10 protein-coding genes are annotated in these 22,738 nt (G+C 68.3%); 9 read left to right on the top strand and 1 reads right to left on the bottom strand.

Annotated elements, in window-relative coordinates; genetic code table 11:
• Position 1: 1 nt before the first annotated feature.
• Entirely contained in the window at positions 2-1,651 is a 1,650-nt protein-coding gene (locus ABQF30_RS25440; RefSeq protein WP_448469057.1) for a (2,3-dihydroxybenzoyl)adenylate synthase, read from the bottom strand.
• A 97-nt stretch (positions 1,652-1,748) separates the two neighbouring features.
• On the opposite strand from ABQF30_RS25440, the gene ABQF30_RS25445 reads away from it, so the two are divergent.
• The 9 genes from ABQF30_RS25445 to ABQF30_RS25485 all read left to right on the top strand — a co-directional run bounded on the left by ABQF30_RS25445 (position 1,749) and on the right by ABQF30_RS25485 (position 22,732).
• Complete coding sequence (locus ABQF30_RS25445) at positions 1,749-5,264, top strand: non-ribosomal peptide synthetase (protein WP_448469059.1); 3,516 nt, start codon at positions 1,749-1,751, stop codon at positions 5,262-5,264.
• A 132-nt stretch (positions 5,265-5,396) separates the two neighbouring features.
• Positions 5,397-6,326 carry an AMP-binding protein gene (locus ABQF30_RS25450; protein ID WP_448469061.1) on the top strand — a complete coding sequence of 310 codons (930 nt, stop codon included), beginning with the start codon at positions 5,397-5,399 and terminating at the stop codon, positions 6,324-6,326.
• The gene (locus ABQF30_RS25455) at positions 6,323-7,072 is read left to right on the top strand and encodes a thioesterase II family protein (protein WP_448469063.1); all 750 of its coding nucleotides are present in this window, start codon (positions 6,323-6,325) and stop codon (positions 7,070-7,072) included. The genes ABQF30_RS25450 and ABQF30_RS25455 overlap by 4 nt, the downstream gene beginning before the upstream one ends.
• The gene (locus ABQF30_RS25460) at positions 7,062-8,396 is read left to right on the top strand and encodes a beta-ketoacyl [acyl carrier protein] synthase domain-containing protein (RefSeq protein ID WP_448469065.1); all 1,335 of its coding nucleotides are present in this window, start codon (positions 7,062-7,064) and stop codon (positions 8,394-8,396) included. The genes ABQF30_RS25455 and ABQF30_RS25460 overlap by 11 nt, the downstream gene beginning before the upstream one ends.
• On the top strand, positions 8,396-11,398 hold the full coding sequence (gene mbtD, locus ABQF30_RS25465) for a mycobactin polyketide synthase MbtD (RefSeq protein ID WP_448469067.1): 3,003 nt from the start codon (positions 8,396-8,398) through the stop codon (positions 11,396-11,398). Before ABQF30_RS25460 ends, mbtD begins: the two co-directional genes overlap by 1 nt.
• A 55-nt stretch (positions 11,399-11,453) precedes the next feature.
• Positions 11,454-16,835: a non-ribosomal peptide synthetase gene (locus tag ABQF30_RS25470; RefSeq protein ID WP_448469236.1), complete on the top strand. Its 5,382-nt coding sequence runs from the start codon at positions 11,454-11,456 to the stop codon at positions 16,833-16,835.
• Positions 16,832-21,238, top strand: a complete 4,407-nt coding sequence (locus ABQF30_RS25475; RefSeq protein ID WP_448469069.1) for a non-ribosomal peptide synthetase — start codon at positions 16,832-16,834, stop codon at positions 21,236-21,238. Before ABQF30_RS25470 ends, ABQF30_RS25475 begins: the two co-directional genes overlap by 4 nt.
• The gene (gene mbtG / locus ABQF30_RS25480; RefSeq protein ID WP_448469071.1) at positions 21,235-22,542 is read left to right on the top strand and encodes an NADPH-dependent L-lysine N(6)-monooxygenase MbtG; all 1,308 of its coding nucleotides are present in this window, start codon (positions 21,235-21,237) and stop codon (positions 22,540-22,542) included. Before ABQF30_RS25475 ends, mbtG begins: the two co-directional genes overlap by 4 nt.
• Complete coding sequence (locus tag ABQF30_RS25485) at positions 22,520-22,732, top strand: MbtH family protein (protein ID WP_448469073.1); 213 nt, start codon at positions 22,520-22,522, stop codon at positions 22,730-22,732. The genes mbtG and ABQF30_RS25485 overlap by 23 nt, the downstream gene beginning before the upstream one ends.
• The last annotated feature ends 6 nt before the right edge of the window (positions 22,733-22,738 follow it).

The following is a 22,738-nucleotide window of genomic DNA, read 5'->3' on the forward strand; positions in this document are numbered from 1 at the left end:
TTCAGCCGGTTATGGCTGCGACAAGCTTCTTCTTGTCGATCTTTCCCACGGCCGTGGTGGGCAGCGACGGCATCGGGACGAGCACGTCCGGCCTGGCATGTGCGGAGGCTCCGCGCTCGTCGAGAAACTCGTTGAGTTGGACGAGGTTCACCGGGGCCCCTCTGAAAACGACTGCCGCGCAAATCTTCTCACCGAGATACTCGTCAGGAAGGGCCACGGCGGCAGCTGCGTAGATGGCGGGGTGCGTGAGTAGGTGGTCTTCGAGATCGGTGGCGGACACCGTCTCGCCGCCGCGGTGGATGACATCCTTGATCCTCCCGGTCACCTCGACGTAGCCGGCCCGCGGTCCCTCGGCGAAGATTCGCACGCGATCGCCCGTGCGGTAGAAGCCATCTGGGCTGAACGAGCGGGCGTTCGCCTCCTCGGCACGGTAATAGCCGTTGAGGGTGTACGGGCCGCGCACCAGCAGTTCACCTTCTTTGCCGGGGGCGACATCGTTGCCCTCCTCGTCGACCACCCGCATCTCGTCGTGCGGTGACATCGGCCTGCCCTGGGTGTGCTCCACCACCTCGACCGGGTCACCGGGCCGGGTAAAGTTCAGCATCCCCTCGGCCATGCCGAAGATCTGTTGAAGTCCCGGGGTCAGGCCCTGGTGGATGAACCGGGCTTCCTCGGGTGACATCCGGGAGCCGCCCACCTGTACCAACCGCAGCGATGTGGGCAGCACCGGCTCCCACTCGCAGGCCTGGGTCCATAGCTTCGCCAAGGCGTTGACGAGTGCGGTCACCGTGACACCGTGGGTGTTGATCAGGCCGAACACCGACTCGGGGCTGGGGTCGTCGGTGTAGATGGTCGTCGCTCCGACCGTCATCGATCCGAGCAGGCCCGGGCAGGCGAACGGGAAGTTGTGCCCGGCAGGCAGCACGGCGAGATAGACGTCGTCGTGGACCAGCCCGCAGGCCTCGGCGCAGGCCACCGTGTTGTAGACGTAATCGTCATGGGTGCGGGGGATGAGCTTGGGCAGCCCTGTCGTCCCGCCGGATACCAGCAGCACTGCGGGGGCGCTGGTGTCGACGGTGACGCTGGGCGGTCCGGGTTCGGTGAAATCTGCCAATTCAGACCATGATTCGAACGGGCCGGATTCGCCGTGGACCAGGACATGGCGCAAGTTCGGGTGAGCGTCGACCAGTTGTGTGGCCAGCTCGCGGTAGTCGAAGCCGGCGATTACGTCGGGGATCACCAGTCCGACGGCGCCACTGACCTCGGCGAAGTGGCCCAGCTCGGCCGAACGGTGGCCGGGCAGGCACAACACCGGGACGACTCCGGCTCGCAGCAGGCCGAATGCGGCGACGGCGAACTCGCGAGAGTTGGGCAGTTGCAGGAGCATCCGGTCGCCCGGCGTGATCCCGCGGTGCGCCAGCGCGGCCCCGATGCGGTCGGCGAGCGCGTCCAGTTCGGCGAAGGTGTGGCTGCCGGTGCCGTCGATCACCGCGGGCTTGTCGGGCCAGCGCTCGGCAGCCTCGCGGAGGATGGTGTCCAGGGCCCGGCCCTGCCAGTAACCGGCTTGGCGATAAACGGCCGCGCGGTCGTCGGGAAACGGCACGAATCCGTGTAGGAGGTCCTGTTGTCCGCGCTCAAAACCGATGGTCATCGGTGATCTCAACCCCCATAGGTGCGTGTGTTGGGCACCTTGAATATAGGGTAGCCTCCACGAGTTAGGGCAGCCTGTACTAATTTTTCGGAGGGTAATGGTGAGTGGTGCTGCGACGAATTCTCAGACGGTCCGCGGCGAGGTCGCCGAACTGCTGGGGATAAGCCCGGATGCCCTCGACCCCGACGCCGACCTGATCGCTTCGGGCCTGGACTCGATCCGGATGATGTCGCTGTCAGGGCGCTGGCGCAAGCAGGGCATCAACGTCGGATTCGCTGCACTGGCAGCCAATCCCACCGTCAATGCGTGGATCGACATGGTCGCCGAACACGCAACCGACATCGCTGAGGGCGGCGCCGACACCGAGTCCGAGGAGTCCGATCCGGACGAACCGTTCCCGCTGGCCCCGATCCAGCATGCGATGTGGATCGGCAGACAGAGCGAACAGCAACTGGGCGGTGTCGCGGCCCACCTCTACGTCGAATTCGATGGCACCGCAGTCCATCCCGATCGGCTGCGGATTGCCGCGGACAAACTCGCCGCGCGCCATCCGATGCTGCGGGTCGAGATCCTGCCGGACGGCACCCAGCGGATCAGCGACCGGAAACTGCCCGTCAATGTCTACGACCTGCGCGACCTCGAGCCCGCTGCCGCCGAGGATCGGCTGGAGGTCATTCGCGACGAAAAGTCCCATCAGCTGCTCGAAGTCGACATGCTCGAGCTGAGCCTGACGCTGCTTCCGGACGGGCGTACGCGCCTGCACGTCGACATGGACATGCAGGCTGCCGACGCGGTGAGCTACCGCAACTTCATGGCCGACCTCGCCGCCTTCTATCGGGGTGCGGAGCTGCCCGAACTCGGCTACACCTACCGGGAGTACCGGACCAAGCTGACTGCAGCCACCCCGCCGCCGCCGGCCCAGGACGTCGCCTGGTGGGCCGAACGGGTGCTGCAGCTGCCCGATCCGCCTGCGTTGCCGCTGGTTCCGCCCTCCGAGCAAGAGAATCCGTTGCGCAGCATCCGGTTGTGGCACATCTTCGACGTGCCTACGCGCGACGCGCTTTTCGCCGCCGCGCAGCGCCGCGGCATCACCCCGGCGATGGCGGTGGCGTCGACCTACGCCAACGCGCTGGCCCGGTGGTCGACCAACTCGCGGTTCCTGCTGAATCTCCCGATGTTCGGGCGCGAGCCGTACCACCCCGATGTCGAGAAACTGGTGGGCGACTTCACGTCCTCGCTGTTGCTCGACATCGACCTGGCCGGCGCCGATACGCCGGTGGCACGGGCGCGGGCGGTGCAGGAGACCCTGCATGCCACGGCCGAGCACTCGTCGGTCTCCGGGTTGAACGTGCTGCGCGACATGGGCAGGCACCGGGGAACCCAGATGCTGGCCACGATCGTCTACACGAGCGCACTCGGACTCGGCGACCTGTTCGCCGGGGATGTCACCGACCAGTTCGGCGAGCCGGTGTGGACCATCTCCCAGGGCCCGCAGGTGCTCATCGACGCCCAGGCCACCCCGCTCGCCAAGGGTCTGATGATCAACTGGGACGTGCGCGCCGAGGCGTTCCCGCCAGGGGTGCCCGAAGCGATGTTCGCCCACCAGCTCGCCGAACTGGAACGGCTGGCCACCGACGACGCAGCGTGGGAAGAGCCCGATCCGCCCGCCGTCGCCGAGGCGTCCCGGGCGGCCCGTGAAGCGGCCAATGCCACCGCCGCGGCGCCCAGCGGGGACAACCTGGTCGACGGATTCTTCCGCAACGCCGAGCGCACACCGGACGCGACCGCTGTGATCGGCTCGGCCGAGACGCTCACCTACGCGCAGCTCAAAGAGAAGGTGCTGACGGTGGCAGCGGCGCTGCAGTCGCGCGGCGTCCACCGCGGCGACATCGTCGCGGTGATGGGACCCAAGAACGCCGAGCAGATCCCCGCGCTGCTCGGCATCCTGACCGCAGGTGCGGCGTATCTGCCGATCGGTGTCGATCAGCCCGATGAGCGGGCCGCCACGATCCTCGATACCGGGGGTGTGGAGTTCGCGCTCGTCACAGGCACTGCTCACCCCGATGTCCTCGATCGCTGCGGAGTGCCGGCGCTCACCGTCGCCGACGCCGAGATCGTAGGCGACCCAGCGCATTTCGAAGCTCCGGCGCTCGACGTGCAGGATCTGGCGTACGTGCTGTTCACGTCGGGGTCCACCGGTGAACCCAAGGGCGTGGAACTCACCCACGATGCCGTGATGAACACGCTGGAGTTCCTGTACCGGCATTTCGAGATCGGCCCCGACGACCGGGCGCTGGCGCTCTCGCACCTCGAATCCGACATGTCGGTGCCCGACGTCTTCGGGACGCTGCGGGTGGGGGGCGCGGTCGTGGTGGTCGACGAGGAGCACCGCCGTGACCCCGACACCTGGGCACGGCTGATCGATGAGCTCCGGGTGACCGTGGTCAACTTCCTGCCGGGCTGGCTGGAGATGCTGCGCGAGGTGGGCGGTTCGCTGGCCTCGCTGCGGGTGGTGCTCGCCGGCGGCGACTGGGTGCGCCCCGATCTGGTCCGGGCCTTGCGCAAGCGGGTCCCGGGGCTGCGGTTCGCCGGTCTCGGCGGAGCCACCGAAACGGCTGTGCACGGGACGATCTACGAGGTTGGCCAGGACCTCGAAGCGACGTGCCCGGCCAACTGGCCGTCGGTGCCCTACGGGGTGCCGTTCCCGAACAACGCCTGCCGGGTGGTCAACGCCGGCGGCGAGGATTGTCCGGACTGGGTCACCGGCGAGCTCTGGTTCTCCGGTCGCGGCATCGCGCGCGGCTATCGTGGCCGCGCCGACCTGACCGCCGAGAAGTTCGTCGAGTACGAGGGCAAGACGTGGTACCGCACCGGTGACCTCGCGCGCTATTGGCCCGACGGCACCCTGGAGTTCGTCGGACGCGCCGACCACCGGGTGAAACTCAGCGGGTACCGCATCGAGCTCGGCGAGGTCGAGGCCGCGTTGCGGCGGGTCCCCGGGGTCGGTGGCGCAGTGGCCGCGGTCGTACCGGTCGAAGGCGGGCGCGACGTGCTGGGTGCGCTCATCCGCACCGATGATCCTGCGCTGGATCCCGACACCGTCACCGCGAAGTTGGGTGACCTGGTGCCGGCCCACATGATTCCGCAGCTGCTGGTCCTCGCCGATCAGCTTCCGTTCACCGTCGGCGGCAAGATCGACCGCAGAGCGGTGGCCACGCGTCTCGCCGCCGCAGAGCTGCCCACCCACCGTGGCTTCCGCGAGCCGTCCACGGCCGTCGAAGCGGCGCTGGCGGCGATCGTCAGCGAGGTCCTCGGACGGGCCGGCGTGGGCGTCGACGACGACTTCTTCGCGCTCGGCGGGGACTCCGTACTGGCCACTGCGGTGATCGCGAGAATCCGGGACTGGTTGGACACCCACACCGCGGCGGTCGCCGATATCTTCGCGGCCAGGACGGTGGCGGAGCTGGCGAACGTGCTCACCGCTCGCGAGTCCGACCGGGATCGTCTGGAACAGGTGTCCGAGCTCTACCTCGAGGTGGCCGGAATGGACAGTTCGGAGGTCGTTTCGGAGCTCGAGCGCACCGCAGCCGAATCGTTGTCGTCACCACGATGAGCTGCGGTTCGAGCCGCTGCCGAGTGGTCGATGTCACCGGGTTGGCAATCGAGGTAGGTATACCGGACCGACCCCGATAGAGTACCTTCAGCGAAGTTAGGACAGCCTGTGCTAATCATTCGGGAGGCCGTTATGGACGATATTGCTCTTGATACCACGCGGAGCATCCGGGAAACGGTCGCCGAAATCCTGGGGGTCAGCAGCGACGCCGTGGATCCCGAGGCGGACCTCGTCGAGCAAGGCCTGGATTCCTTACGCATCATGTCACTCGCGGGTCGCTGGCGCCGACAGGGCGTCGCCGTCGACTTCGCGGCGCTGACCGCCGCACCAACGGTGTCTGCCTGGGCACGGCTGGTGTCGTCGGGCAGGCGTGCGCCCGGCGCACCAGTAATCGCGCCCCGCGCCCTGCATCACGGATTCTTCGCCCGCGCTGCTGCGGCGCCGGCCGCCGTCGCGCTGATCGGGCCCGATGGTGAGCAGAGCTATGCCGAGCTGCGCACCCAGGCCCTCGCTGTCGCCGGTGCACTCGGCGTGGCCGGAGTCCGCCCGGGTGACCGCGTCGCGGTGCTCGGCCCGGCGGGCCCCGACACTGTGACGGCACTGCTCGGGATTCTGGCCGCCGGCGCCGTCTACGTGCCGATCGCGGCCACCGAGCCCACCGAGCAGTCCGCGCAACTGCTCACCCGGGCCGGCGTCCGGATGGCGCTGTTCGCCGGGGACGAGCACCCGAGTTGGCTGCCCGCGCTCACCGTCGCGGAGGCGCTTCGGGTCGGCGCTTGGGCACACGATGTCGACGCTGCGCAGCCGGATCCCGACCATGAGGCCTATCTGGTGCTCGGGACCGCGGTGACCCACGCCGAGGCGGTGGACGCGGTCGACGAGCTCAATCGTCATCTCGGCATCAGCACCGAGGACCGGATCGCCGCGGCGCCCGGGCGGGAAACCGAGCTGTCCGTTCTCGCGGCGGTCGCCGCCTTGACCGCAGGCGCGGCGCTCGTCGTCGCCGACTATCCGCGCGCCAAGTCGGTGTCGGCCGCACTCGACACCGCCGCGGCATCGTGACCCGCCCGGATACGCAGGTCACCTTCAAGCCCTGGATCAAGCGGTATCCGGGGATCGACCGAGCCGCTCGGCCAACGCTGGTGTTCCCACATGCCGGTGGCGCTGCGGTCGCCTACCGGTCGCTCGGAACCGCTTTGGCTGCAGCGGGTTCCGACGCCTACGTGATGCAGTACCCGCAACGCGGCGATCGGCTGAGTCATCCCGCACCGGTGACCGTCGGGGAACTCGCACGAGATCTGTTCGACGCGGGCGATTGGTCGCAGCTGGGTCCGCTGCGCCTGTTCGGACACTGCATGGGTGCGGTGGTGGCCTTCGAGTTCGCCCGGGTCGCCGAGCGTAACGGCGTTGCGGTCGACGCGCTGTGGGTGTCGGCGAGCGAGGCTCCCTCGGCTGTTGCCTCATCGCCTGCGCTGCCGACCGCCGAGTCCGAGATCATCGCCGAGATGGTGGATCTGGGCGGCACCGATCGACAGCTGCTTGCCGACGAGGACTTCGTGGAATTGCTGCTCATGGCCGTGCGGGCCGACTACGCGGCATTCAACCGGTATGCGTGCGAGAACGATGTGACCATCGCCGCCGACATCTACACCCTCGGCGGTGAACGCGATCACCGCATCAGCGAGGACATGTTGCGCCGCTGGGAATTCCACACGACAGGCGCGTTCACCTGCTCGATGTTCGACGGCGGCCACTTTTACATCAACGAACACACCCGGGATGTGGCGGAGCTGGTCAATGAGCTCTGACGGACCTTTCTCCCAGCCCGACGGCACTGATCCAGTGGTGATCGTGGGCATGGCGCTGGAAGCTCCAGGCGGCATCGACACCGCCGATGACTACTGGGCGTTGCTGTCCGAAGAGCGCGAAGCCCTGGCGCGGTTCCCGACCGATCGCGGCTGGAACATCGCTGACCTGCTGGAGGGTTCGCGCCGCGACGGCTTCAAACGCATTCACGATCTCGGCGGATTCCTCTCCAGTGCAGCAGAATTCGACCCGGCCTTCTTCGGGATCTCGCCGCGCGAAGCCGACGCGATGGACCCGCAGCAGCGGATCGGGTTGCGGCTGACGTGGCGTGCGTTGGAGAACAGTGGCATCAACCCCGACGACCTCGCCGGGCACGACGTCGGTTGCTACGTCGGCGCGTCCGGGCTCGAGTACGGACCAGAACTGTCGGAGTTCTCCCACCACAGCGGGCATCTCATCACCGGCACGTCACTGGGGGTCATCTCCGGGCGGATCGCCTACACGCTGGACCTCGCGGGCCCGGCCCTGACCATCGACACCTCATGTTCCTCCTCGCTGACCGCGTTCCACACCGCCGTCGGCGCGGTACGAGCCGGTGACTGCGACATGGCGTTGACCGGTGGGGTCTGCGTGATGGGCACGCCCGGCTACTTCGTCGAGTTCTCCAAGCAACATGCGTTGTCCGATGACGGGCACTGCCGGCCCTACAGCGCGCACGCCAGCGGCACCGTCTGGGCCGAAGGCGCCGCAATGTTCGTGCTGCAGCGCCGCTCTGGTGCCCAGCGCGACGGGCGACGCATCCTGGCCGAGGTGCGTGCCACCGCCGTCAACCAGGACGGCCGGACCACCGGGCTCACCGCCCCGAGCGGCGCCGCGCAACAGCGCCTGTTCGGCAAGGCCATCACGCAAGCCGGGGTGCGTCCGGAGGACGTCGGCATGATCGAGGGGCACGGCACCGGGACCCGCCTGGGCGACCGCACCGAACTACGGTCGCTGGCACAGACTTACGGGGCGACAGCCCCGGGCGCCGGTGCGGTGCTGGGCTCGGTGAAGTCCAACGTCGGGCACGCGCAGGCGGCCGCGGGCGGGCTCGGGCTGGCCAAGGTGCTGATTGCCGCGCAGCGCGCGGCGATCCCGGCGACCCTGCACGTCGACGAGGCGAGCCGGGAGATCGACTGGGACGCCCAGGGTTTGCGCCTGGCCACCAAACTGACACAGTGGCCATCGGTGGGCGGTGAGCGGATCGGCGCGGTATCCGCGTTCGGAATGAGCGGCACCAATGCGCACGCGATCGTCGCGATCCCCGACGAGGGGGAGGCTGCCTGATGCGCCTACCCGACGGCCGCGTACCCGTCCTGCTCAGCGCTCACGCCGAAGACCTGATCGGCCAGGATGCTGCCGCCATCGCGCGGTACCTGGACCGGCAGCCGACAGCCGATCCGGACGCCGTCTCGCACACCGTGCTCGCCACCAGGCGGTTACGCCGTCACCGTGCGGTGGTGCGGGCCGCCGACCGAGCCGACCTCACCGGCGCACTGCGCGCCCTCGCCGACGGCCAGGAACATCCACTGGTCACGCGGGCGTCGGGAAGCCCGGCGCAGCACGGAGCGGCGCCGCGGATCGCCTTCGTGTTTCCCGGTCAGGGCAGCCAATGGCCGTCCATGGGGGTCGAGGCGTACGGCAAGCTACCGGAGTACCGCGCCGAGGTGGACAAGTGTGCGGCGCAATTCGATGCCGCCGGCGCGGCGTCGCCATTGGATTATCTTCTGGCCCAACCGGATTCCGGCGTCACGACGAACGACTTCACCCAGGTCCAGATCCAGGGCGCGCAGTTCGTGCACGGTGTTGCGCTCGCCCGGGTCTGGCGGTCCTGCGGTGTGCTGCCCGACATCACCGTCGGACACAGCCTCGGGGAGATCGGCGCGGCATACGTGGCAGGCAGCCTCACGCTGTCCGAGGCCGTCGCGGTGGTCATCGCGCGCGCCACCGTGCTGGACCGCCTCACCGGTCCGTACCGGGTTGCGGTGCTGGGCATCACCGCCGAAGAGGCCGAGGCGGTGATCGCCGAGACCCCGGGCTGGCTGGAGCTGTCGGTGGTGAACTCCCGGTCATCCGTGGCGGTTTCGGGGGAGACCGAGGCCGTCGCCGCGGTGGTACGGACCGTCGCCGGGCGAGGGGCCTTCGCCAAGGAGATCGAGATGTGGTTCCCGGCGCACACCACCGCGCTGGACTCGGCGCGACCCGAACTCGAAACACTGCTTCCGGCAGCACAGTTCGCCGAAAGCCCGGTGGAGTTCGTCGGCTCGGCCACCGCTGACGTGGTCGAGGCCGGCACCGACTTCGCCGACTACTGGTACACCAACCTGCGCAGCACCGTCCGGTTCGACCGAGCGATCCGCACGGCCGCCCGCCGCGGGGCACGCATCTTCGTCGAACTGTCCGCCCATCCGGCGCTGCTGTTCGCCATGGCCGACCTTCTCGACGCCGAGCTCACCGCTGTGATGGTGGGTTCCGGACGACGCGACGAACCGCTCACCGACCGGCTATCCGCCAACATCGCCACGGTCGCACTGGCCGACCCAGGGTACCGGTGGGGCGACCTTCTTGGTGAGCAACGAAACCCATTGCGCGACTTCCCGTTCGCGCCAATGCGGGCCGCACACCACTGGGCACGTCCCGAGCCGCTGCCACCCGTTCCGCGGCTGACGGTCGCGGTAGAACACTGGCAACCGATGCCGGAGGCGCCGGTCGCCCGTGGTGCGCGCCGGGCGACGGTGCTCGACCTCGACAACGGTGGACCGGTGGCCCCGGCGCTGCGCGCCGCGATCGAGCGTCAGGACGGTGTCGCGGTAACCGAACCCACCGATGCCGACCTGCTGATCGTGGTCGCGCCGGTGCTGACCCTTCCCGACGCGGTCGACTCCGCCGAGGAGTTGAGCCGCCGAATCAGCGACGGCCTGCTCACCTACGTCAACGCGACCACCTCGAACACCCGCGACGTCTGGCTGGTCACCGTCGGAGGCGAGCAGGTTTCCGGTGCCGACGACGGTCCGAGGCCCGCGGCGGCGGCGCTGGCCGCGATGCACCGCAGCATCGGCTTCGAGCATCCCGACCAGACCTTCCGACACCTGGATGTGCCCACTGATGTGGACGCTGCTGTGGCGGCAATGGCCGTCACCGCCTTCCTCGGCGAGGACGAAGATGTTGCGGTGCGCCGCAACGCTTCCGGACCAACCCTGTACCGACGCTCGATGATCGACGATTCATCGTCGGCGCCGGCCTGGTCGGCCGATTTGGGAATTTTCGACGACGTGGTCATCACCGGCGGCACCGGTGCGGTAGGCCTGCACTACGCCAGGTACCTCGCCGAACACGGCGCCAAGCGCATCGTGCTGCTGAGCCGTCGCGGTCTGGAGACCGACCGGCTGGCCGAACTCGGCGGCAGACACGGCGCCGAAATCCTCGCGCCCTGCTGCGATCTGACCGATCCGGTACAGGTGGCGGCCACGGCCGCCGAATTCGCCGCAAGCGGTGCCTCTTTGGTCATCCACGCCGCGGCCGCCGCCACGATCGTGCCCGGCTCAGAGCTGACCGGTGCGGCGGCACGTGCCACGTTCGAGGCCAAGGTGGCCGGGATCGCCAACCTCGTCGCGGCGTGGCCGCTGCGCTCGGACGCCCGAATTCTGTTGTGCTCGTCGGTGTCCGGATTGTGGGGTGGCTACGGCCACCCCGCCTACGCGGCCGCCAACCGGCTGCTCGACGGGCTGGCCGGGCAACTGCGAGCCGACGGGCGGCACTGCACCGCTGTGCGCTGGGGCCTGTGGCCGGGCGCGGGCATCATCGACACGGACGAGATCATCCGGGTCGAGCGGTCCGGGCTGCGGGCCATGGCACCTGACCGGGCGGTGGAAGCGAGCCTGCGTGACTATCCGGCGGATCCATTGGTCTTCACCGCGGACACCGAGCGATTGCAGATGTTCCTCGGGGCCGGCGAAGACCTCGACCCGCTCACCGAACTCGCGAGCAGACGCGCAGGTACCCCAAATGCCGCCGTCGTTTCGGGTACCGACGCGTCTGCTCGCCCGGACGAGGCGGTACGCGTCGCGTTAGGGTCTGTGCTGAAACTGACCGACACATCGGGGCTGGATCTCGATGCGTCACTTCTGGATCTCGGCGTCGACTCGCTGCTGGCACTCGACCTGCGCAAGAAACTCAAGAAGGCCACCGGACAATCCGTGCCCCTGGCCACCATTCTCGGCGGCGTCACCGCCACCGAGTTGATCGAGCACCTGAAAAGACCTGAAAAGGAAGCATTTTCGCGTGACTGACATTGCACATGCCGATCTGGGCGCCACCCGCACCGCCGATGCTCGTCTGGAGCTGATGCGGCGCAAGCTCGCCGAGCGCGGTCTGGCGTCTCACACCGGGGCGGCCGACGGCGCAGCCGCGGCCATCGATCCCACCGTGCTGTCGGATGGGCAGCGCCGCATGTGGTTCGTGCAGGGTTTCGATCCCAGCGGCGTGTTGCTCAACATCAGCCTCTCTTACCGGCTGACCGGCGAGATCGACGCGGATCGACTGCACGGTGCGCTCAATGCGGTCGCGCGGCGCCACCCAATCCTGCGGACCACCTACCAGGCCGACGAGAACGGTGAGCCCCGTGCGACCGTGCACGAGGACCTGGCTCCGGCATGGACCACCCACGATCTGTCCGACAAATCCGAGCGGGCACGCAAGCTGCGGCTCGAGGTGCTGGCGCAGCGGGAATTCGGCACGGCGTTCGATCTGGGCGCCGACTCGCCGTTGCGCATCACGCTGATCAAGACCGGCCCGGCCGAGCACATCATGCTGCTGGTCGCCCACCACATCGCCTGGGACGACGGCTCATGGCGGGTGTTCTTCACCGACCTCACCCACGCCTATTCCGGTGCCGAACTGCCGGAGACACCGCGTGTCGCGGCCCCGCCGGCTGACACCACTGAGCAAGACCTGGCGTACTGGCGTGAGGTGATGGCCGACCCGCCTGAGCCGCTGGAACTTCCCGGCCCGATGGGGTCGGTGGTGCCGTCCAGCTTCCGGTCACAGCGCAGCACCCTGCGGCTGTCCGCGGACACCGTCGACAAGGTTTCGGCCCTTGCCCGCGACACCGGTGCCACGCCGTACATGGTGCTGTTGGCGGCGTTCGGCGCGCTGATCAACCGCTACACCCACACCGACGACTTCCTCGTTGCGACACCGGTGCTCAACCGGGAGAGCGACGAGACCATCGGCTACTACGGCAACACCGTGGCGATGCGCATGCGGCCCCGCGCCGCAGGCGGATTCCGCGAATTGATCGCCGCGACCAGGGACACCGCGCTCGGCGCGTTCGCCCACCAACGGGTCAACCTCGACCGGGTGGTGCGCGAACTCAACCCGGACCGGCGACACGGCGCCGAGCGGATGACGCGGCTGAGCTTCGGATTCCGCGAACCCGACGGCGGCGGCTTCAGTCCCGGCGGCGTGACCTGTGCACGCGCCGAGCTGCGTGGCCAGCACACCCAGCTGCCGCTGGGCTTCATGGTCGAATGGGATACCGCCGGCGCAACCCTGGAGGCCGAACACCTCACCGAGGTGATGAACGCTGACCTGGCCGCCCAGATGCTGCGGCACTTCGCCGTGCTTCTCGAACATGCGCTGGCCGACCCCGACCTCCCGCTGTCGCGCCTGGACCTGTTCACCCCGGAGGATGCCGAGTGGATGCGCTCGGTCGTCACCGGAGAGGAGTTCCACACTCCCGGCAGCACTTTGACGGAGCTCGTGTCCGAGCAGGCGGCTCGAACCCCTGATGCCACGGCCGTGGTCTACGAGGGGCGCCACTACAGCTACCGCGAGATCAACGAGTCGGCGAACCGGCTGGCGCACTGGTTGATCGAGCAGGGCATCGGCACTGAGGACCGCGTTGCCGTGCTGCTGGAGAAGTCACCCGAACTGGTGATCACCGCGATCGGCATCGTCAAGGCCGGCGCCGTATATCTACCCGTCGACCCGACCTACCCAGAGGACCGGCTCACCTACATTCTGTCCGACTCCGACCCGAAAATCGTGCTGCGCGAGCCCGTCACGGGATTGGAGCAGTACCCGGCGACCGACCCGACCGACGCCGAGCGGGTCCGCCCGCTGCGGCCCGACAACACCGCGTATTTGATCTACACGTCGGGATCCACCGGCCTGCCCAAGGGCGTGCCCGTTCCGCACCGCCCGATCGCGGAGTACTTCGTCTGGTTCGGCGGCGACTACGACGTGACGAACGACGACCGCCTTCTGCAGGTGGCATCGCAGAGCTTCGACGTGTCGATCGGCGAGATCTTCGGCATGCTCGCCGCCGGGGCCCGCCTGGTGATCCCAAAGCCGGGCGGCCTGAGCGACATCGGCTACCTCACCGACCTGCTGCGCGACGAGGGCATCACCTCGATGCACTTCGTCCCGTCACTGCTGGGCTTGTTCCTGTCCCTGCCCGGGGTGAACGAGTGGCGCACGCTGCAGCGCGTTCCCATCGGTGGCGAGGCGCTGCCGGGTGAGATCGCCGACAAGTTCCACGCCACGTTCGACTCCCTGCTGCACAACTTCTACGGCCCCACCGAAACGGTGCTCAACTGCACCCGGTACAAGATCGAGGGCAAGCAGGGTGCCCGCATCGTGCCCATCGGCAAGCCGAAGATCAACACCACGATCCACCTGCTCGATAACGCGCTGCAGCCCGTTCCGGTCGGCGTGATCGGCGAGATCTACATCGGCGGAACACATGTCGCGCACGGCTACCACCGGCGCCCCGGCCTCACCGCCGAACGCTTCGTCGCCGACCCGTTCAATCCAGGCGGCCGGATGTACCGGTCCGGTGACCTGGCGCGGCGAAATGCCGACGGCGACATCGAATTCGTCGGCCGCGCCGACGAGCAGGTGAAGATCCGCGGCTTCCGCATCGAACTCGGCGAGGTCTCTGCGGCCATCTCGGTCGACCCTTCGGTAGGCCAGGCCGTCGTGGTGGTCAGCGACCTGCCCACGCTCGGCAAGAGCCTGGTCGCCTACATCACGCCCGCCGCCGATGCCGAACGCGTCGAGATCGACCGGATCCGAGCGAGGGTGAGCGCCGCGCTGCCCGAGTACATGATTCCGGCGGCTTACGTGGCTCTGGACGAGATCCCGATCACCGCGCACGGCAAGATCGACCGGAGGGCGCTGCCCGAGCCGGAGATCAAGTCCGCCACCGAGTTCCGCGAACCGGCGACCGACGCGGAGCGGGACATCGCGGCGCTGTTCGCCGAACTTCTCGACCGCGACCAGGTGGGAGCCGACGACTCATTCTTCGACCTCGGTGGCCACTCGCTGCTGGCCACCAAGCTGGTGGCGGCGATACGGGCCCGCTGCGGTGTCGAGGTCGGGGTGCAGGACATCTTCGAGCACGCCACGGTGTCGGCCCTCGCAACCCACGTGGACGCACTGTCGGCATCGGGCGCCACCACTGGCAGACCCGCGATCGTCGCGGTGCCGCACGACGGACCGCTGCAGATGTCGGCGGCGCAGCTACGGCAGTGGTTCCAGTTCCGCATCGACGGTCCGAACCCGGTGAACAACGTGCCGTTCGCCGCGCGGCTGACCGGGCCGTGCGACGTCGAGGCACTGATCGCCGCGGTCGGTGACGTGGTCGACCGCCACGAGATCCTGCGCACCACCTACCGCGAAATCGACGGTGCGCCATACCAGGTCGTGCACCCGAGCCGACCGCTGACAGTCCGACGGGCCCGCGGTGACGACGAGGCGTGGGTGCAGCGCGAGCTCGACGCCGAACGCAAGTACTGCTTCGATTTGGAGACCGACTGGCCCATCCGGGCGGCGGTGCTCTCCACGCCCGAGGCGCATGTGCTCTCCCTGGTCGTGCATCACATCGCCGCCGATCATTGGTCGGGCTCTGTGCTGTTCACCGACCTGCTCACGGCCTACCATGCGCGCCGGGCCGGGCAACCCGTCGAGCTGGCGCCCTTGCCCGTGCAATACGCGGATTTCGCGGCGTGGCAGGCCGAACTGCTTGCCGAGGGCCAAGCACCTGGGACCGGCACTGCCGAACAGCGCGAGTACTGGACCACGCAGCTGTCCGGAGTGCCCGAGAACAACGGTTTGCAGCCCGATTTCCCGCGACCGCCGATACCCACCGGCGAGGGCGAGGCATTCGACTTCAGCATCGACGCGGTGACCCGCGCCAAGATCGTCGAACTCACCCGCGAGGTCGGCGTCACCGAGTTCATGCTGCTGCAGGCCGCCGTCGCGATCGCGCTGCACAAGGCCGGTCAGGGCACCGACATACCGCTCGGCACGCCGGTGGCCGGGCGCACCGCCCCCGAACTCGACGCGCTCATCGGCTTTTTCATCAACATCGTGGTGCTGCGTAACGACCTGTCCGGAAACCCGACACTGCGGGAGGTGCTGCGCCGGTCCCGTGAAATGGCGCTGGCGGCCTACAAGCATCAGGATCTGCCGTTCGACCGTGTCGTCGACGCGGTGAGCCCGGTGCGGTCGCTGTCACGTAACCCACTGTTCGGCGTGGTCGTGCATGTGCGTGAGAACCTGCCCACCGACCAGCTGATCGATTCCACCGTCGACGGTGAAACCCGTTTCAGCGCATTGGAACCCACGTTCGATGTGGCGCACGCCGACCTTTCGCTGAACTTCTTCGCCGAAGCCGGCGCCGGATATAAAGCCACGGTCATCTACCGCACCGAGCTCTACGAGGCGGCGTCCGCGCAGCGACTCGTGGGTTGGCTTCACCGTGTGATCGAGGCGTTCGCCACCGACGCGGAACAGACGTTGCGTGACATCGCGGTCATCGAACCGGCAGAACGCGCACTCCTTGTGGAGGACTGGAGCCGCAAGGCGGCCCCTCCCGAGGGACTGCCGCAGACCGACGGCGCGACGAACGTATACGTGCTCGACGAATCCGCCGAACCGGTGGCCATCGGCGTGATCGGCGACGTGTACTACGCCGGTGGAGGCGTCGACGAAGCGGCCGGCAAGGCAACCGGCGCCGACGCAGACCGATTCGTACCCAATCCTTTCGGCGACGGGCAGCTGTACCGCACCGGGGACCGGGCGCGGTGGACCGCCGACGGTCGGCTCGAGCCGATCACCACGGGTGAGCCGCGCCTGCAGGCCGCGCTCGAGGCGGTCGACGGTGTTGCCGCGGCCGTCACAAGGAACTGGGCCGGACGTGGCGCCACCCTCCTTGCCGGTTATGTCGTTCCCGACCGGCCGGTCGAAGACCACGCGACGTTCATCGAGTCGGTGCGGGCTGCGCTGGCCGAGGAGTTCGCCCACGCGGCGATCGTCGTGGTCGACGACATCGCGCCGGAAACCCTGACCCGGCCGCGGGTGTCCGTCACGGCACCGACCGAGCCGCCTGCCACCCCGACCGAGCAGGCGCTGGCCGGCCTGCTCGTCGATCTCCTCGGCGTCACCGAGGTGGGCCGCTACGACGACTTCTTCGTCCTCGGCGGAGACAGCATCCTGGCCGTGCAACTTGCGGCGCGGGCGCGTGATGCCGGTGTCGCGATGACGGCACGGATGGTGTTCGAGCATCCCGAGTTGGCCGAACTTGCGGCGGCGATCGACGCCGCGGAGAACGCAGACACCTCCGCTGACACCCAATACGCCCCGATGGCCGCCTCTGGCCTGTCGGCCGACGAGTTGGCTTCCTTGGCGGGGTGGGGACAAACCCAAGACGGGACGCCATGACCTCAACCGGAACCACACCGCCCGGTGTCGAGGACGTCCTGGCGCTGAGCCCGCTGCAACAGGGGCTGTACTCGCTGGCAGGGTTGACCGAAGGCGATGAGGGGGCCGACCCGTACGTCATCGCGATGGCCGCCGACGTCGACGGGACGCTTGACGTCGCGTTGCTGCGGGCGTCTGCCGAGGCGATGCTGGTGCGCCATCCCAACCTGCGCGCCAGCTACTTTCAGGGCAACCTGAGCCGTCCGGTGGCAGTCGTCCCGACAGGGATCGAGCTGCCGTGGCGGCACGTGACGGCGACGGCTGACGAGGCCGTGGCGCTCGAAACCGACGAGCGCAGCAGGCGATTCGACCTCGGGCGGGGACCGTTGATCAGGTTCCTCCTGATCGAAAAGCCCGAGCAGCGTTGGCGTCTGGTCGTGGTGGCACACCACATCGCGATCGACGGCTGGTCGTTGCCGGTGTTCGTCGGCGAGTTCATCGCGTTGTACGCGGCCAAGGGCGACATCTCAGCGCTGCCGACTTCGCCCCGCCCGTACCGCGACTACATCGGCTGGCTGGCCGGCCGCGACCAGGAGGTCAGCCGCGCCCGGTGGCGTGCACACCTGGCCGGGCTGGACGCCCCGACACTGTTGTCACCGACGCTGGCCGGTCGTGAATCTCAGCCCGGCCTCCCTGCGCGCACCGAGGTCACCCTCGACGAGGAGCGTTCCGCCGAGATCTTGGCGGCTGCCCGCGCACGAGGCGTCACGGTCAATACGTTGTTTCAAATGGCCTGGGCGGCAATTCTTTCGGCCTTCACCGATCGCACCGATGTGGTCTACGGCGTGACCGTGTCCGGCCGGCCCGACGAGTTGTCGGGCGTGGAGTCGATGGTCGGGCTGTTCATCAACACCGTGCCGTTGCGGGTACGCGTCGACCCGTCGGAGCGCGTCGGCCGCCAGTGTCTGGCACTGCAGCGCGAAGCCGCCGAATTGCGCGACCACAGTTACCTCAGCCACACCGAACTGCGCTCGCTCGGCGGGATCGGCGAGCTCTACGACACCCTGCTTGTGTACGAGAACTTCCCGCCCGGCGGGCTGGTCGGCAGCGACGAATTTCCCCTCGACAGTGCGGTACTGCGCCCGTCGGCACTGGAGAGCCTGTCGCACTTCCCGATCACCATCGCCGCCCACCCGACGCACGGTCGGCTCACAGTGCTCGTCGAAACCCTCGACGGGGCACTGGGAATGCTCGACCCGCAGGTCCTGGGGCAGCGGGTGTTGACCGTGGTGCAGCGCCTGCTGCAGTCGTGGGACCGGCCGTTGCGCGAGGTCGCGGTCACGCTCGACGACGAGCTGCGGTTTGCCACACCCGTCCAGGTGAGCGAGCCGCACGATGGTTTCCACACAGCCTTTTCGGAGGCGGCCGGTCAGCGCCTGGCGTCGATCGCGTTGAGCTGGGACGGCGGTGAACTCAGCTATCGCGAGCTCGACGAGGCCGCCGACCGGTTGGCCGCTGAGCTGAACCGCCGCGGCGTGGGTGCCGAGACGCCGGTGCCGATCCGGCTGGGCCGCGGTCCCGACTACGTCGTGGCGATGCTCGCAGTGCTCAAGGCCGGCGCGATGATTGTGCCGCTGGACCTTGCCATGCCCGACGAGCGGGTGACCGAGATCGTCCGCCAAACCGGGGCGAACCTCATCATCGACGACGCCCTGCTGGCCGCTGTCGATTCGGAACCGCCTGCCGACTACCGTCCCGTACAGGTCCACCCCGGACAGGGCGCCTACATCGTCTTCACGTCGGGTACCACGGGTAAACCCAAGGGCGTCATCGGAACTCACGAGGCATTGCTGGCTTACGCCGCTGACCACGCCCGGCACGTGCTGCGCCCAGCCGCCAAACGGCTCGGTCGTCCCTTGCGCGTCGCACACGTGTGGTCGTTCACGTTCGACGCGGCGTGGCAGCCGTTGGTCGCGCTGCTCGACGGGCACAGCGTCCATATCGTCGGCGACGATGTGCAGCGCGACGCCGAGGCGGTTGTGGAGACCATCGGCCGCTTCGCGATCGACATGATCGACACCACGCCGTCGATGTTCGCCCAACTGCGGGTCGCCGGTCTGCTCTCGACAGTGCCGTTGGCTGTGCTGGCGCTCGGCGGCGAAGCCATCGATACCGCCGCTTGGCAGGCGATTCAGGCCGAGTGCGAGCGCACCTGGATGTCCGCACACAACTGCTACGGCCCGACCGAGACCACCGTCGAAGCCGTCGTCGCGGCGATCGCCGAGCATCCCCGACCCTGCATCGGTCACCCCACGGATTCGACCGCGGCCTACGTCCTGGACGGCTGGCTGCGTCCGGTCCCCGACGGCGTCGCCGGCGAGTTGTACCTGGCGGGTGGACAACTCACGCGCGGATATGTCGGCAGGCCGGGGGAGACGGCGGGGCGGTTCGTCGCCGATCCGTTCGTCGCGGGGGCCCGCATGTACCGGACCGGCGACGTGGTGCGTCGAGATCCCGACGGAGCCATCCACTTTCTCGGCCGCAGCGACGACCAGGTCAAAATCCGGGGGTTCCGGGTGGAACCGGGTGAGGTGGTCGCGGCGCTGCACCGGCATCCCGGCGTGCGGCACGCCCATGTGGCCGTGCGTCGTCATCGCAGCGGACCGCGCCTGACGGCCTACGTGGTGACCGAGACGCCGGTGGCGGACCTGCGTCGCGTGCTGACCACCACCCTGCCCAGATACCTCGTGCCACACCACATTCTGGTGGTGGACGAGATTCCGCTGACCACCAACGGCAAGGTCGACGATGCCGCGTTGGCCGCACTCGACGCCGCAAGGCAGTCCGATCAGTTCGAGGGGCCGGCGACCGAAACCGAGAAGGTAGTGGCCGAGGTGCTGGCCGAGGTACTCGACGCCGGCGAGGTGGACGTCACCGCCGACTTCCTGGATCTCGGCCTGGACAGCATTGTCGCGCTCTCGGTCGTGCAGGCCGTGCGACGCCGCGGCCTCGTGCTGCGGGCGCGTCTCATGCTGGACTGCTCTACGGTTCGCGAACTCGCCGCGGCGATCGACTCCGACTGCGAATTCCATCACGACGACGAGCTTGATGCCGAAGCGGGGCCGATTCCGTTGTTGCCCAACGGATGCTGGTTGTATCAGTACGGGGATCCGCGTCGGCTCGCGCAGACCGAGGCGTTCCGGTTGCCTGACGGCGTCACCCGCGAGCAACTCGACACCTTACTGCGCAACGTCATAGCCGGGCACGAAGTGCTGCGCACCCGGCTGGACCGGGTCACCAGAACTTTGGTCGCGCACCCGCCGCGCGACGTTCTCTCGGAAGTGAACGGGTCCGGCAATCTGGCCGCCGCGGTGACCGATGCGGCCCGGCTGTCCGTGGAACGCATGGATCCACAGCAAGGTTCGATGCTCGACGCGGTGTGGCTGCACCACCCCGACGCCGGTGCGGGCGTGCTCATCCTGACAGCACATGTGCTGGCCATGGACCCGGCGTCATGGCGGATCATGGTGGGTGAGCTCGAAACCACCTGGCATGTACTGGCTTCCGGGCGGAAACCGGCGCCGGTGCGGGAACACACCTCGCTGCGGCAGTGGTCGCGGCTGCTCTCCGAGCGGGCGCTGAAACTCGACACCTGCGACTTCTGGCACCGCCAGTTCGACGGTGACGATCCCGATATCGGCACCAGGCGCATTCACCCGGAAACCGACCGCATGGGCGATGTGACGATCGACATGGCGTTCGCCGAACCCGACGTGACAGCCCGCCTGCTTGAAGGTCCCGTACCGGTGACCGACGTGCTGGCCGCGGCAACGGCGCGTGCCATGACCAATTGGCGCAAACATCGTGGCCAGCCGACACCTGCTCCGTTGCTCGCGCTCGAAACACACGGCCGTTCAGACGCAGTGGTCTCGGCCGGTCTGGGCGACGATTCTTCCGTGGCGGCCCGCGACGTCGATACCGGCGATACCACCGGACTGCTGAGCATGATCTATCCGCTGCGGCTGACGACTGACGATGCCAGCGGGGTGGCCGCCCAGGTCGCGGCCATCCCCGGCGACGCGATCGACTACGGGCTGTTGCGCTACCTGCGCGAGGACACCGCCGAACGTCTTGCGGCAGAGCGAGATCCGCAGGTGCTGCTGAACTATCTGGGCCGCATCGAACTCGATTCGGCCGACCATGCCCTGTTGCAGGACCGAGCCCTGATGGCGAATGTCACGCCGGTGCCCGAGCCCAACGTCGCGGTACGCCACGAGCTGACGATCATGGCCGCGGTGATCGACCGCGACGGCTCGGCGGTGCTGGGCACGCAGTGGCGAACCCTGCCCGACATCTTGTCCGCCGATGATGTCGCCGTGCTGCAGGCGATGTGGCTGGACGCGTTGCGAGAGGTGATCGAGTGAGTACCCCGACCCTGGCTGTCATCGGCGCCGGACCCAAGGCCATCGCCGTCGCGGCCAAGGCGGCCGAGCTGCGTGCGATGGGCGTGCCGACCCCCGACGTCGTCGCAGTCGAACGCGCCGGGGTCGCCGCCAACTGGCAGGCCGGCGGCGGCTGGACGGACGGCAACCACCGGCTGGGCACGGGCCCGGAGAAGGACGTCGGATTTCCGTACCGGTCGTCGCTGGTGCCGCGCCGTAATGCGGAACTCGACGAGCGGATGACCCGGCACAGCTGGCAGGCCTACCTGGTGGCGACCGGCCAGTTCGCCGAGTGGATCGACCGGGGCAGGCCCGCACCCACCCACAAGCGGTGGAGCCAGTACCTGCGCTGGGTTGCCGACGACGTCGATATGACCGTGTTTTCCGGTGAGGTGGAACGGATCTCGATCAGCGATCGTGCCGAGGACGGCGAAACCCGCCGGTGGGCGCTGCACACCACCGACGACACCGTGTACGCCGACGGCCTGATGATCACGGGCCCCGGGCAGGCCGAGCGGTCCGTGCTGCCGGGCAATCCGCGGGTGATGTCGATCGCGCAGTTCTGGCACCACGCCGGCAGGCACGAACTCATCGCCGCCGAACGGGTCGCGGTGATCGGCGGCGGTGAGACTGCCGCGTCGATGCTCAATGAGCTGTTTCGGCACCGGGTTTCGACCATCACGGTGATTTCGCCGTCGGTCACGCTGTTCACTCGCGGCGAGAGCTTCTTCGAGAACACGCTGTTCTCCGACCCGACCGGGTGGACCGGACTGACGCTGGCCGAACGCCGGGATGCATTGGCCCGCACCGACCGCGGGGTGTTCTCCGCGAGAGTCCAGGATGCGCTGCTGGCCGATGACCGGATCCGCCATCTGCGTGGCCGGGTGGCGCATGCGGTGGCCCGCGATGGGCGAATCCGGTTGACGCTGTCCACCAATCAGGGCGGGGAAGCGGTGGAGACGGTGCACGGCTTCGATCTGGTGATCGACGGATCCGGGGCCGACGCGCTGTGGTTCGTGTCGCTTTTCGATCAGGACGCTCTCGATTTGTTGGAGCTGGGCCTGGGCGGCCCGCTCACCGGCGACTTACTGCAGGAACACATCGGCGACGATCTCGCTCTGACCGACGTGTTCCCGAAGTTGTTCCTGCCCGGCCTGTCCGGGCTCACCCAGGGGCCCGGCTTCCCCAATCTCAGCTGCCTTGGGCTGCTGTCCGACCGGGTGCTGGGCTCGGACCTGAACCGCGACTCGATGAGGAGACTCGATGAGTACCAATCCGTTCGATGACGAGGACGGCACGTTCTTCGTGCTGGTGAGCGACGAGGATCAGCACAGCCTGTGGCCGGCGTTCGTCGATGTGCCTGCCGGTTGGCGCGTGGTGTTCGGGGCGAGCACGCGCGCCGATTGCCTGGCGTACGTCGAGGAGAACTGGACCGATCTGCGGCCGAAGAGTCTGCGCGAAGCGATGGCCCAGTAGCGGAGC

Source organism: Mycolicibacterium sp. XJ870 (genome assembly GCF_053483975.1).

What these genes read in the sequence shown, in the direction of transcription:
- ABQF30_RS25440 (WP_448469057.1), bottom strand. Translation starts at nt 1,651, where the DNA reads ATGACCATCGGTTTTGAGCGCGGACAACAGGACCTCCTACACGGATTC.
- ABQF30_RS25445 (WP_448469059.1), top strand. Translation starts at nt 1,749, where the DNA reads ATGGTGAGTGGTGCTGCGACGAATTCTCAGACGGTCCGCGGCGAGGTC.
- ABQF30_RS25450 (WP_448469061.1), top strand. Translation starts at nt 5,397, where the DNA reads ATGGACGATATTGCTCTTGATACCACGCGGAGCATCCGGGAAACGGTC.
- ABQF30_RS25460 (WP_448469065.1), top strand. Translation starts at nt 7,062, where the DNA reads ATGAGCTCTGACGGACCTTTCTCCCAGCCCGACGGCACTGATCCAGTG.
- mbtD (WP_448469067.1), top strand. Translation starts at nt 8,396, where the DNA reads ATGCGCCTACCCGACGGCCGCGTACCCGTCCTGCTCAGCGCTCACGCC.
- ABQF30_RS25470 (WP_448469236.1), top strand. Translation starts at nt 11,454, where the DNA reads ATGCGGCGCAAGCTCGCCGAGCGCGGTCTGGCGTCTCACACCGGGGCG.
- ABQF30_RS25475 (WP_448469069.1), top strand. Translation starts at nt 16,832, where the DNA reads ATGACCTCAACCGGAACCACACCGCCCGGTGTCGAGGACGTCCTGGCG.
- ABQF30_RS25485 (WP_448469073.1), top strand. Translation starts at nt 22,520, where the DNA reads ATGAGTACCAATCCGTTCGATGACGAGGACGGCACGTTCTTCGTGCTG.